Source organism: Niabella soli DSM 19437, from assembly GCF_000243115.2.
Lineage (GTDB): Bacteria > Bacteroidota > Bacteroidia > Chitinophagales > Chitinophagaceae > Niabella > Niabella soli.
On record NZ_CP007035.1, the window covers coordinates 1361430 to 1373987 of the forward strand.

At 44.9% G+C, this 12558-nt stretch carries 15 protein-coding genes; 12 read left to right on the forward strand and 3 right to left on the reverse strand.

The window, feature by feature from the left end; genetic code table 11:
* The first annotated feature begins 13 nt into the window (after positions 1 to 13).
* Positions 14 to 496, forward strand: a complete 483-nt coding sequence (locus NIASO_RS05835) for a DUF4822 domain-containing protein (protein WP_008585267.1) — start codon at positions 14 to 16, stop codon at positions 494 to 496.
* A 64-nt stretch (positions 497 to 560) separates the two neighbouring features.
* On the opposite strand, the gene NIASO_RS05840 is transcribed toward NIASO_RS05835, so the two are convergent.
* On the reverse strand, positions 561 to 998 hold the full coding sequence (locus NIASO_RS05840) for an acyl-CoA thioesterase (RefSeq protein WP_008585264.1): 438 nt from the start codon (positions 996 to 998) through the stop codon (positions 561 to 563).
* A gap of 97 nt (positions 999 to 1095) precedes the next feature.
* On the opposite strand from NIASO_RS05840, the gene NIASO_RS05845 reads away from it, so the two are divergent.
* Positions 1096 to 1839, forward strand: a complete 744-nt coding sequence (locus tag NIASO_RS05845; protein ID WP_008585262.1) for an FKBP-type peptidyl-prolyl cis-trans isomerase — start codon at positions 1096 to 1098, stop codon at positions 1837 to 1839.
* Positions 1840 to 1923: 84 nt separating this feature from the next.
* On the opposite strand, the gene NIASO_RS19600 is transcribed toward NIASO_RS05845, so the two are convergent.
* Both NIASO_RS19600 and NIASO_RS05855 read right to left on the reverse strand, forming a co-directional pair.
* Complete coding sequence (locus NIASO_RS19600; RefSeq protein WP_008585261.1) at positions 1924 to 2430, reverse strand: energy transducer TonB; 507 nt, start codon at positions 2428 to 2430, stop codon at positions 1924 to 1926.
* A 26-nt stretch (positions 2431 to 2456) separates the two neighbouring features.
* Positions 2457 to 2963 (reverse strand): Lrp/AsnC family transcriptional regulator, encoded by a 507-nt coding sequence (locus NIASO_RS05855; RefSeq protein WP_245605233.1) that lies wholly within the window; start codon positions 2961 to 2963, stop codon positions 2457 to 2459.
* A gap of 115 nt (positions 2964 to 3078) precedes the next feature.
* Between NIASO_RS05855 and ahcY the strand changes: the two genes are divergently transcribed.
* From ahcY to NIASO_RS05910, 10 genes are all read left to right on the forward strand, one after another.
* The gene (gene ahcY / locus NIASO_RS05860; RefSeq protein WP_008585257.1) at positions 3079 to 4407 is read left to right on the forward strand and encodes an adenosylhomocysteinase; all 1329 of its coding nucleotides are present in this window, start codon (positions 3079 to 3081) and stop codon (positions 4405 to 4407) included.
* 565 nt (positions 4408 to 4972) lie between these two features.
* Positions 4973 to 5494 carry a DUF4251 domain-containing protein gene (locus tag NIASO_RS05865; protein ID WP_008585256.1) on the forward strand — a complete coding sequence of 174 codons (522 nt, stop codon included), beginning with the start codon at positions 4973 to 4975 and terminating at the stop codon, positions 5492 to 5494.
* A gap of 45 nt (positions 5495 to 5539) precedes the next feature.
* The gene (locus NIASO_RS05870; protein ID WP_008585254.1) at positions 5540 to 6463 is read left to right on the forward strand and encodes a hypothetical protein; all 924 of its coding nucleotides are present in this window, start codon (positions 5540 to 5542) and stop codon (positions 6461 to 6463) included.
* Positions 6439 to 7059: a hypothetical protein gene (locus NIASO_RS05875; RefSeq protein WP_008585252.1), complete on the forward strand. Its 621-nt coding sequence runs from the start codon at positions 6439 to 6441 to the stop codon at positions 7057 to 7059. Before NIASO_RS05870 ends, NIASO_RS05875 begins: the two co-directional genes overlap by 25 nt.
* 76 nt (positions 7060 to 7135) lie before the next feature.
* Positions 7136 to 7984, forward strand: a complete 849-nt coding sequence (locus tag NIASO_RS05880) for a type 1 glutamine amidotransferase (protein WP_008585250.1) — start codon at positions 7136 to 7138, stop codon at positions 7982 to 7984.
* 438 nt (positions 7985 to 8422) lie between these two features.
* On the forward strand, positions 8423 to 9280 hold the full coding sequence (locus NIASO_RS05890) for a transglutaminase family protein (RefSeq protein WP_025298742.1): 858 nt from the start codon (positions 8423 to 8425) through the stop codon (positions 9278 to 9280).
* 134 nt (positions 9281 to 9414) lie between these two features.
* Positions 9415 to 9777, forward strand: coding sequence for a hypothetical protein (locus NIASO_RS05895; protein ID WP_008585247.1), 363 nt, complete (start codon positions 9415 to 9417; stop codon positions 9775 to 9777).
* A gap of 225 nt (positions 9778 to 10002) precedes the next feature.
* Complete coding sequence (locus NIASO_RS05900; protein WP_008585244.1) at positions 10003 to 10389, forward strand: BlaI/MecI/CopY family transcriptional regulator; 387 nt, start codon at positions 10003 to 10005, stop codon at positions 10387 to 10389.
* 4 nt (positions 10390 to 10393) lie between these two features.
* Positions 10394 to 12073 carry a M56 family metallopeptidase gene (locus NIASO_RS05905; RefSeq protein WP_008585242.1) on the forward strand — a complete coding sequence of 560 codons (1680 nt, stop codon included), beginning with the start codon at positions 10394 to 10396 and terminating at the stop codon, positions 12071 to 12073.
* Between the two features lie 102 nt (positions 12074 to 12175).
* A complete protein-coding gene (locus tag NIASO_RS05910; protein ID WP_008585241.1) occupies positions 12176 to 12547 on the forward strand; it encodes a co-chaperone GroES in 372 nt (123 codons plus the stop codon).
* Positions 12548 to 12558: the final 11 nt, after the last annotated feature.

Consider the following 12558-nt stretch of genomic DNA (forward strand, 5'->3'; position numbering starts at 1 on the left):
AAAAATCTATAAAATGAAAAGAACAACTACTTTTAGTTTTTTAATCGCAAGCGCAATGCTGTTAGGCGTTTTCGCCAGTTGTACAAAGGACAACAGTCCTGTTGAGCCGCCAATGACTCCCAGCCAAATTTTATCGTCTACTGCCTGGGAAACCACCAGCGGAAGAGATGCTGAAGGCAAAACCCTTCCCATCACCGACCCGAACGTTACGAACTTTGTTGGGTTTGCTTATTTTAAATCCGACAGTACCTTTACAATGTACAACCTGGATGATTCTCCAAAAATGCACGGCGACTGGTGGCTTTCAGAAGATGGTAAAACAAGGACCATTGTTGCAAAAGACAATAACGGAACAGTGCTCTTCACCCGTGTTGTGGATATGGTAGTATTAACAACAAAAGAGTTTACTTACCGGGTATACCCGGATGCTACCAATAAAGCGGTGTATTACGACATTATTCATACGCCTACCAACCATCCTGAGCCCACGAAATAATTTTATTTCAACTTATTATTAAGGTCTGCGAGCGCAGGCCTTTTTCTTTTTCCACCAGGCAGTATTAATCCGTCCATTTAAAACCTTCGGCTAACGGCATTTCACTAAACACCTTTACCGCTTCCGGTGGCGGAATCGTCAGCTTACGTTTTAACGTATCGATCCAGGCGCCATCCAGCGTCAGCACTGCCGCAAGGACCGCTTCGTTTTTATAAATAAAATGCCGCACGGTCCAACGGGAAAAGTCTCTGCGGGCACTTACCAATTCCAACTGAATAGCGGCAGTGTCTCCCAGTCGTATTTCCCTTTTAAATACACATTCCTCCCTGAAGATAACAGGCCCCACGTGCAACTCCATCATCCGGTCGGGCGACAATCCCTGTTCATTTAAAAAGCTGACCCGCGCGTAGGCGCCCCAATCATAATAAACACTATGCCGCAGATGCCCGTTGGGGTCCAGGTCAGACCAGCGGATCTCCGTTTCTTTTATAAATTGTTTCATGGTATTATTAACAAACTTACACAATCCGCTAACGCTGATTATGAAAAAGCCTGTTTATATTTGCCGCCTTATTAGAATTTGACACAAAATTACCCAAATGAAGTATTTGCTCACAATCGGCTTAATAAGCCTCGGAACCATTTCAATATCCGCCCAGACAAAAAAGCCGGCACCGGTAAAAAAAACAGCGCCCGTTAAGACAACAGCGGCGGCAACTGCTGGCAGCACGGCAATCGTTTTAAAAAACATGGCAGACTCCGCCAGCTACGCCATCGGCGTTAACATAGCCCAGTCTATGAAAAAGGATCTGGGAGATCTGAACACCACTGTGCTGCTCAATGCCATGAAAAGCACTTTCGACGGTAAGGCGCCCCTTATGAATGACGAAGTATCAGAAAAAATAATGATGGCCTATTCTGAAAAAGTAAAAGAGAATCAATCCGCAGCTACTATAAAAGAAGGGAAAGATTTTTTGGAAAAAAATAAAACCGCGGCAGGCGTAAAAGCTACCGCCAGCGGACTGCAATATGTTGTATTAAAAGAAGGAGCTGGTGAAAAGCCAACCGCAGCAGACACTGTTATCTGTCATTATAAAGGTGCCTTGCTGAACGGAACAGAATTCGACAATTCTTACGACCGTGGCGAGCCCTTAACCATTCCGGTGAGTGGCGTGATCAAGGGCTGGACAGAGGGGCTGCAATTAATGAGCAAAGGCTCCAAATACAAGTTCTTTATTCCTTATGACCTGGGCTATGGTTTAAGAGGCGCCCCCCCTACCATCCCCGGTGGCAGTACGCTGGTTTTTGAAGTAGAATTACTGGACGTAAAGAAAGGGAAGTAGCTTATAGTTCATAGCTCATAGTTCATAGAACGTCTATGAACTATGAGCTATGAACCATTTGCTATAAACTAGAATAACAGCAATTCACTTTTTATCTCTGGAGAAAAGATCGGAGAACTTTATTTTTGTCTTTGGTGCCTCGGCAATATTAAAAGTCATGGGCTGTTTTCTATACGCTCTTACATACCTTCCGTTTTGCATAGCAGGCTCCCATTGTTTTGATTTTCTGATAACACGCACCACTTCCCGCTCCATTCCAAAACCGAAGTGGGTTAGCCCCTTCACATGAGTTACCTTTCCATCAGGCTCCACAATAAACTGGATCGCTACCGTATAGGAGCCCGGCTTTGCACCACAAAGGAGAGGAACATCCGCATTAACATGAGAGGATAAAAAATCAAGCCATGCCTGGCAGCCGCCAGGATAAGTGGCATCTTTTTCTACCGTTGTAAACAGCAAGGAATCTTTTGCCGCCCTGAGCGATTCCACGCTGGGAATAGTATCCCGGTTATTAAAATTATTATTTGCATTTCCCTTCTTGCCAATAGCAAACAATGACAAAACAATCATTAAAGCAGTTATACGTTTCATAGCATAAATATATTTACGATCGGCGATCACAACAACAAGTGCGTTTCTTTAATCACTCCCATTACAAAAATACTCTGCACATGCCCCAGATTTTCCACCTGGCTTAGTTTGTTCACATGAAAATCGTAAAACCCCACCATATCTCTTGCCATTACTTTCAGCATAAAATCAAACTCGCCGGAAATACTGTAGCATTCGATTACTTCATGCAAAGCGTTGATGGCCTGGATAAACTTCAATCCCGCTTTTTTATCGTGTTGCTTTAAAGAAACATAACAAAGCACCATCATTCCCTTATTCAGTTTCTGCGGATCCAGTAAGGCCGCATATTGCTTAATGATGCCGCCGTTTTCCATCCGCCGGATGCGCTCATGCACGGGGGTCGGACTTAAATGAATATTTTCAGCAATCTCCTTAACGGGCATCCGTGCATTTTCCTGGAGCAACTTTAAGATCTCCAGATCCTTCTTATCTAATATAACGGGCAACTCCTGAGCCGCCGATTCTGCTGCGGGTAACATTTTTTTAGCCATAAAAAAGCATTATATACTATAAAAATACTTAATGCCAGGATATAATACCTATTAAATATATTTAACATAGTATTTTACACTATACCCTACCTTTGCAGCCTAAACTTATTTAAATATGTCAGCCGTAACAAAATCACAAATTGACTTTGACCTTAAATACAAAGTAGCCGATATCGGCCTTGCCGAATGGGGACGTAAAGAAATCAGATTGGCAGAAGCAGAAATGCCCGGATTGATGAGCATCCGCAGCGAGTATGCCGCTGCGCAACCTTTAAAAGGCGCCCGCATTGCCGGATGCCTGCACATGACCATTCAAACCGCAGTTTTAATTGAAACGCTGGTGGCTTTAGGTGCCGAAGTAAAATGGAGCTCCTGCAATATCTTTTCTACCCAGGATCATGCGGCAGCAGCTATTGCAGCAGCAGGTATTGGGGTGTTTGCGTGGAAAGGACAAACCCAACAGGAGGCAGACTGGTGTATTGAACAAACCCTGTTCTTTGGCGGAGCGGATCGCCCGTTGAATATGATCCTAGATGATGGCGGCGACCTCACCAATATGGTACTGGACACTTATCCTGAACTGGTACAGCATGTAAAAGGCATCAGTGAAGAAACCACTACCGGTGTACACCGTTTATATGAGCGCGTAGCAAAAGGCACCCTGCCCATGCCGGCCATAAACGTAAATGATTCGGTTACCAAATCAAAATTCGACAATAAATACGGTTGTAAAGAATCTCTGGTAGATGCGATACGTCGCGCTACTGATGTAATGCTGGCCGGCAAAGTAGCCGTTGTTGGCGGTTATGGAGATGTGGGAAAAGGTTCCGCTGCTTCACTGAGCGGTGCGGGCTGCCGCGTAATCGTTACTGAAATAGACCCCATCTGTGCCCTGCAGGCAGCAATGGACGGCTACGAAGTAAAGAAAATGATCGACGCCGTTAAAGAAGCGGACATCATCGTTACTGCGAGCGGTTGCCGCGACCTGATCACCGGCGAACATTTTAAAGCCATGAAGGATAAAGCCATCGTTTGTAATATCGGGCACTTCGATATTGAAATAGACGTAGCCTGGCTGAATGAAAATTATGGCAACACAAAAGATACGATCAAACCCCAGGTAGACCTGTATACTATTGACGGAAAAGATATCATACTGCTGGCTGAAGGCCGCCTGGTAAACCTGGGTTGTGCTACAGGCCATCCCAGCTTTGTAATGAGTAATTCTTTCTCGAACCAAACGCTGGCGCAGATTGAGTTGTGGACCAACCCCGGCAAATATGAAAACCTGGTGTATGTATTACCCAAGCACCTGGATGAGAAGGTAGCCCGCCTGCACCTTGCAAAAATTGGTGTGGAACTGGATACCCTAACATCAGCGCAGGCTGATTATTTAGGACTGCCGGTTGCAGGACCTTTCAAACCGGAGTTGTACCGGTATTAATCTTTACAATAGTTCAAATAATAACCGCATCCGCAAGGGGGCGGTTTTTTTGTATGAACTGCAACGGCGCAACGCCGCAGAGGTTTTGGAATCAGCATTAAGTACCCAGCTTCTGCACTTCTATCAGCTTTTCCTGGAGCCGGTCCCGCCGAAAGCGGGATCGCACTCTTGAGCTGCAGCACTGCTATCGTCAATTAAAGGGCTGATTGGTCACTTTATAATTCCGTTCAGCATTGCATTATCCTTAACATCGACTTATAATGAGATGTATGACAAACTTACCATTTGAGCTCCGGCAGGAGCGGTGTGTTTATAGAAAATAACGAGGAAGGAATTTGGCTCCGCAGGTGCCCCGTTTACGCGGCGTCCTACGGAGCCGATGCGATTCATCACGATGACGCTATAAACACAGGGCTCCCTTGGAGCCATAGTCACTCCCCTCTGAATTCACCATTTCCTTACTAAAGGAGAATTTGTCATACGCCCTATAACGGTATTAACAATTTTTATCCATCAAAATTGTGTAAATTACTAGGGTGATTCATCATGAATAAAATTATTATTTATGAAAAAAGCAAATTATCTGATACTCCCTTTACTGGTAGTTATCTTATTCGCCGCCGCCTGTGCTTCGCAAAAAAAAGCCGGCAACTCCACCGCCAGGATGGCCGCAATGATGGATGATCAGCGCTATACATTCGTGGCACAATCGGTACAGCCTACGGAAGATGCCCGCTATAACGTAAGAAATCTTTTCCCCGGCGGCAGTAATCTGTATCAACTCACTTCCCGTTATGATCTTAAGATCACGCGGGATTCCGTAATAGCCTATCTTCCTTTTTTTGGCAGGGCGTACACCGCCCCCGTAGACCCCACCAAAGGCGGCATCCAGTTTACTTCCACAAAATTCAATTATAAAAAAACGATCCGCAAAGGGAATTATGAGATCCAGATCGATCTGAAAGATAACAACGAAGTAAGAAGTTTGTACCTCACCGCGTCACCATCGGGTTATGCCTCCTTACGGATCATTAATCTGAATAAAACGCCTATTGCTTATACCGGGATCATTGAAGATGCCCGGTAAGTGCTTTCGTGTTTTTTTAAAAATCATTATTTTCGGGATTCGATTATGAATAGTTTCCGAAAGGTCAGCACATATGCCCGGTTTATTTTTTCAGGCCTGTTTTTTCTCTCTTCCGTTTCCCTGCATGCAACGCCGGACAGGAACGATACGGCACGGAAAAGCACGGCCGCGGAGGCTTTGGCCTATCTCAACGGCATCGGCAAGCTTTCTCAAAGCAAATGGTGGCCCAATGTGGCCCCCGGCCTGTTGCTACAGAATTTAAAGACTTTTACCACCCAGCCTTTTGCTTTTTATGAGGGGAAAGCAACCAATTTTTGCTCCTACTCCGCCATAACCTATATCCCGCTTACTTATGATCCGCTGGGGTTTGCAACCTTTATGATTGAACTTTACAGAAACGGAAAGGCAAAGATGGGTAAAGAGCAATTGAAACCCTCCCGGCCGGTAAGAACAGAAGCGGGACTTTTAAGATACAAAGGATCATTGGATATTAATGCTGCCGGCCAGATGTGGTTCCTGACACTGGCAGATCATTTTAAAGGGTACATTAACCGGCTGAACTTCCGGTTTCAAAAAGGAGATGAGAACACGTTATGGTCGGCTACCAATTACGCAAAATTTAACCGGATGCTGCGCCGGTTATTTCCCGGCACCGTAAAAGCACGCGGATCCGATCTGTTTAAGCCGCACATCAATAACCTGGCGGATTTTCTTGAAGAGAAGCTTCAAAAAGGGATCGTATTTCTTTACCTGAATAATAAAAAACTGCACCGCATTACCCATGCCCGGTCCCTGGTAAATATGGCAACCCATTATGTACTGCTTACCGGTATCCGCGACCTTCCCAATGAACAAGTAGAATTTATTTACTGGGATTACGGGGCCAAAATAGTACAGCAATTACCTGCCCGGTTTTTAGATAACATTATTTATGGAATAACTTTATGGAGCCCCGGAAAACAGAAATAAAACGGTTTGCTATTGCCTTCGTTTGCCTGGTGGCGCTTTTAAACGCCTGCGGGATCCAAAAAAATTTTCCCGAAAAATTTTACGCACAGAACGAAACAAAACTGGAGCAGATAAAAGATGATTTCAAAAGATTATATAAAGAACATCCCTTTTCTGTTTTGTTTGAAGAAAAAACATTCACGGGCCTCTCCTTCGAGTTTAATGAAGATACCATAAGATATATTTATCATTTTAACATAAACGACCCCCGGTTTACCGACAGCCTGGTAGCCCATCGTTACAACCCGGTTGCCATAAAACAATTGCTCCATAAAATGCAGGCGATCCAATGCACCTGGATCACCCACCTGGATTATTACGAAAATCTTCAACCACGAAGCCTGGTACAAATGACCGTTCGCAACAAAGCATTAAATAATAAGATAAAAGGCGAAAGCTATTGCACGCTTGTCTTTTTTGAAATAGCGCAACCCTTTAATAATAAGGGAGTATTCCTTGACCGGTCCGATAAAAAAAGACGCCGGCAAATAAATGGTCATGTCCTCAGGAAAGTAAATAATTACGTGGGTTATGCTATAACCCCGTATTTCCGCTAGGCAGTTCCCAACCAGGTGTTCGTAAATCATAATCCAAATCAAGCCCTGTTAGCGCTCAAGTTCCTACATTTGCAGGATGGTAAATCCGACAGGTATTGTTCGTTTTGCAATTTTGGACTTGAATGAAGGGCAGCCCAACCAGGGGATGCGGTGCATAAAGGATATTGTGTACAGATGGGCAAACGAAAAAAAAATAAAACTGGTGTACGATGTTTTTGATGTTCGCGTAAAGAACGAGCTCCCGGATATGTCGTACGATATTTATATTTCCAGCGGCGGCCCGGGCGACCCGTTAAGCACGCGTTTTGATGACTGGGATATCAACTGGAACAAATGGTTGAATGAAACCCTGCGCTGGAATGAGAACCCCGGCAATGAACAGAAAAAATTTGTTTTCTTTATTTGCCATTCATTTCAACTGGCCAGCAGGCATTTTAATGCAGGACTGATCTGCAAAAGAAAATCCACCTCCTTCGGCGTCTTCCCTATTCACCTGCTGCCGGAAGGGCGTGATACCGCGGTCTTCAAAGATTTGTCTGACCCCTTTTACGCGGTAGACAGCAGGGACTTTCAGCTTATACAACCCAATTTCGATATTTTAAATGACATAGGTGCCTACATCACCTGTATTGAAAAGGACCGTCCACATGTTCCGTATGAACGGGCTGTTATGGGCATTTCGTTCAGCCCCTATATGATGGGCACCCAATTTCACCCGGAGGCAGATGCTGCAGGGATGCTGTTGCATTTTCAAAATGAAGAAAAGCGGCAAACCGTCATCGATAATCATGGCGAAGAAAAGCTGAACAGCATGATCGATCAGTTAAAAGATCCGGATAAGATTATATGGACCAACCGGCACCTGATCCCGGGCTTTTTAAACGAAGCCTACGAACATATAATGGCCGCCAATACGGTTGCGTAGCGATCCTTCGGGCCAATACACAGCTATTCAACACAGCGCCTTACATATCTTTGATCCATCTGTGCATTCTGTACAACGAAGTTGTTTAAGCTGATTTTAAATTACATAAGCATAGCAGAAGTCATTGCGTTTAAAGCAATATGGATCAGAAATGACTAAATTTTTTTTGGCCCGCAGATTCACGCATCCCGATAAATCGGGAGCCGATGGCGGGGCGCAGATCATACTTCCTTCCTCTGCGAAAGTCTGCTCCCGAAAGCTTTCGGAATGCGGGAAACCCTTTGACCCGCTGATCTGCCGGGATCAGTTTGGTTGTATCCTTAAATCATGCTGCAATGCAGAACGGTGGAATTTGTGGCCATTAAAAATATCTATCTTATTCACCCCTGTGGATTTTAATTTTTGTTCCGCCTTGCGCACACAACTATCTTTGACCGGATGGATGAAAAAAAAGAGATCAACGCATTACTGAACCTGATTGATGATCCCGATGGCGCGGTTTATGAAGCGGTTAGTAATCGCATTATTTCTTATGGCCTCCCGATGATCCCGAACCTGGAACATTTGTGGGAAACAACAGAAGATACTGCCATACAGGAACGCATCGAATTATTGATCCACCGGCTTTATTTTTCGGGTTTATTATCTGATTTTAAACAATGGGATGAAGCGGGTCATCATGAGCTGATGCCGGCCTTACTGCTGTTGGCGAAGTTCTTATACCCCGAAACCCAGGCGGCAAAAGTGCTGCACAACATCGAGCGCCTGCGGAGAAATATATGGCTCGAACTGAATAATTACCTTACCCCCCTGGAGCAGGTAAACGTCATCAATAGTATTATTTATAATTACATCGGTATAAAAGGCGAAACCAATAATGCCGGCAGGCCTAACGAATACCTGATCCCAAAGATCATCGAAACAAAAAAAGGGAACCAAACAGGGATTGGGGCCCTATACCTTTTATTAGTCGAAATGCTGGACATTCCCATACGCCTGCTGCAGGTACCCCGCCAGTTTGTGCTGGGCTATTGTAAGCCAGGTTTGGAAACCAGGGCGGGAAATTATGAAATGGAGTTTTTCCTGGAACCTTCATTGGGGCAGATCTTTACCCATGTAGACCTGCAACATTACCTGAATAAAATAGGCGTTGAAAATGATCCCGCATTTCTTAAACCGCAGTCAAACCGGGAAGTGATCCGCAGGGTGATTAGCGATTTCAGAGAATGCTTCCACAACGGGCACCAACAAACCCAATACGAAGAGCTGAGCACTCTCATCCAGCTACTTTCTTAACAATCAATGTCATATACAGGCCATTCTTTCGGGCATACTTTTTGACCCGATTTTTTTGTTACAAGAGACAACGCCGCTCCCGCCCGTGTAGTCTTATAATTCAAAAAAACACAACGACCCATAAAAATATACACATGAAAAAATATTTAAGATCCATCATACTATTATTAGCCGGAATCGGGATCATTTCTTTTGCACAGGCCCAAACGGCACCGGATACTGCAAAAAAGCCGGTTACCCAACATAATGAGACACCGGCCGACTCGTTAAAAAACGAGCAGGATCTGGAAAAAAGTCTTACCAAAGCCGCCGCTGCCGCGGAAAAGGCCGCCGGTAAAATCAGGGGGATCGTTGAAACCAAAGCAGATAAACTGGCCAAAACAAGCGAACCGTATATTGAAAGCCTGGCTGCCTCTGCCGCCAGTCTTTTTGAAAAACTGGCCAATGAACTGGATAAGATGACCGACGATAAACAAGCAACGAAAAAAACGAAGTAAGGTCGTTCCGTCCCGGCTGAGTAAAAGTATTATTATCTCACAGATTCCTCAGATTTGCACAGATCCCCAAATTCCTTCTGTGATAATCCGCGCAATCCGTGAACCATTTAGCGCCTTACCCGGTCTTTACTAACCCTTTTTCAAATATTTGTTAAATATTTTAATCTGGATCAATCGGTCTGTTTTCATACGAAGAAAATCGTAAATTGCAGGAAATGGTTTTTTATGCAGGATACAAAATCAATCAAACCCACAGAAAGTGAACTGGAGATTTTGCAGGTATTGTGGAATAAAGGCAAGGCAACGGTACGGGAAGTACATGAAACGTTATTAACCGTTAAAGATGTAGGCTATACCACCACGCTCAAACTCATGCAGATCATGAATGAGAAAGGACTGGTAAAACGCAATGACTCATCGCGTACCCATATTTATAAAGCGGCGGTGAACAAAGAGAGCACCCAGCAATTTATGCTGAACAAATTTATCAGTAATTTATTTGGAGGATCTTCTTCCCAGTTAGTATTACAAGCGTTGGGCAATAACAATGTAACCCCGGAGGAGTTGGACCAGATCCAACTGGTGCTTGATCAGTTAAAAAAGAAAGATTAAAATCATGTCACAAGGAATATACCATCTGTTTGCTGCTTTGGGATACGCTTTATTTAACAGTTTCTGGCAAATGGGCGTTATCTGGTTATTGATCATCATTTACCGGCTGTGGCGCCCTGCACATTCCGGTACCTCCAAAAGTTTGATAAACTTTTGGGGATTGGCTACCGGATTTATCGCTTTTGTGAGCACATTCATTCTGGCGCTTTCCACTACACCCAATGGTTTTGGTTATTCGTTATTTACAGGGGCGTGGACGCAGACCGTATTCAATTACGGAGCCGCTTTATACCTGGTGCTGCTAATCGTTCCGCTACGAAATATGTTCAACAGTTCCCGGACGATCTACCGCCTGCGCTCCGGCGGCGAGCGGGCGCCCGGCTTCTTAAAAATTTTTGCATTGGATGCTGCGGATTACCTGGGCATAAAACGAAAAGTGCAGCTTTTCCTTTCATCCCGTGTCACCTCGCCCTTAACCATTGGTTTTTTAAAACCGGTAATCCTTTTGCCTGTGGCAGTGGTGAACCAGTTGTCCGTACGCCAGCTAGAGGCGATTATCCTGCACGAATTGGCACATATCAAAAACAATGATTACCTGATCAATTGGGTCAACCAGGTTATTCTGACCATTTTATATTTTAACCCCTTTGCGCGGCTGCTGGTAAAAATGCAGGAGCTCGACCGCGAACAATCGGCAGACGGATGGGTCACCCGGTTTCAATATGATCCCCATCTGTACGCTTCCACCCTGCTGCAATTGGCCAGGAACCAGGTGTCGCCGAACACGCTGGCCCTGCACGTTTCCGGGAAGGAAAGCCAGTTGGAGCAACGGGTTCGCGCCATTATGGGCTTAGCTGGCAAACCTGCTATCCCGCTGAAGAAGCTAATAATCCTTGGCGTATTCCTTATCTTATCAGGAAGTTATTATTATTCAGGAAATACCAGCGGCGCCCTTGCGGTCCCCGTTCAAACAGCGGCCGTCCCTGCCTACCAGGTTGCAGAATCCACCCCCGTTGCAGTGGTAGCCGGGCATAAAACTGAAAAAAATAAAATAAAGATCGTACCCATACCTGTAATGGAGCAGCCCGAAAGCAATCCGGCAGACAATATGGTGTACCTGAAGATCACCGAAGACCCCGATGGAAAAATTGAAGCCCCGGCAAAGCCCAAGCCGGTTGAAGAGGCAAGCGACGCCAGCCCGTTTTTTGTGGTAAACACAACCGTTGCGGCGCCCGAGCTGGACAGCGCTGCAGAACATACGGTTCAGGAGTCTATGAAAACGTTTAAACAAATTATCACGGAGCTGGCATGGGAAAAAATTGAAAACCATTTAGCAGAAACCGTACCGGAGGCGCAGAAAAAAGCATTAAAAGCGCAGGTAGCCCAGGCATTTGACCGGTTCAACTGGAATGAAAGTGCAGACAGGTTACGTTCTCTTTATAATGAGATCAACTGGGCTAAGGCCGAAGCACAACTGAATGCACAACTGAACCGCCTGGCTGCTTCAAAGGCGGGGACGGATTGCCAGACTGCAGTAAAAAAACTGCAGCGTGCAAAAAACGATCTCCGGCAGCCGCGGGTGAAGGCCGATAGCATTACTGCATCAGTGAATCAATTGAACAAAAATAAAGTAACTGTAGAAGCGATTGTTGAAGACGCTCCTAAGAAGATAGCGGATCTGTAAAGAGAAGTTCATGGTTTATGGTTTATGGTTCATAGCTCTCAAACAAGTTCCGTCAACTTAACAGTATTGTATTAGTTACCTTTATGGTTTATTGATTTGAATATGAGAATTACGGCCGATAATCGTTTTAGAAAATTAATTGTAATTGGGGACCGCCTGCTGATAAAACCCTTGCAGGGGAATGAACGTACTGCAAGTGGCCTTTACCTTCCTCCTGGTGTTCAGGAAAAAGAAAAAGTACAACAAGGTTATGTTATTAAAACCGGCCCGGGCTATGCCATTCCCGTTCCTGTAGAAGAGGAGCCCTGGAAATCGGACGAGGATCAGGTTAAATATGTGCCGCTGCAAGCCAAAGAGGGAGATCTTGCTATATTCCTGCTAAGTGGCGCCACCGAAATTTTATATGAAGGCGAAAAATATTTCATTGTGCCGCAGGGAGCCATTTTAATGCTGGAACGGGAAGAGGATTATTAATTGTATCGCTT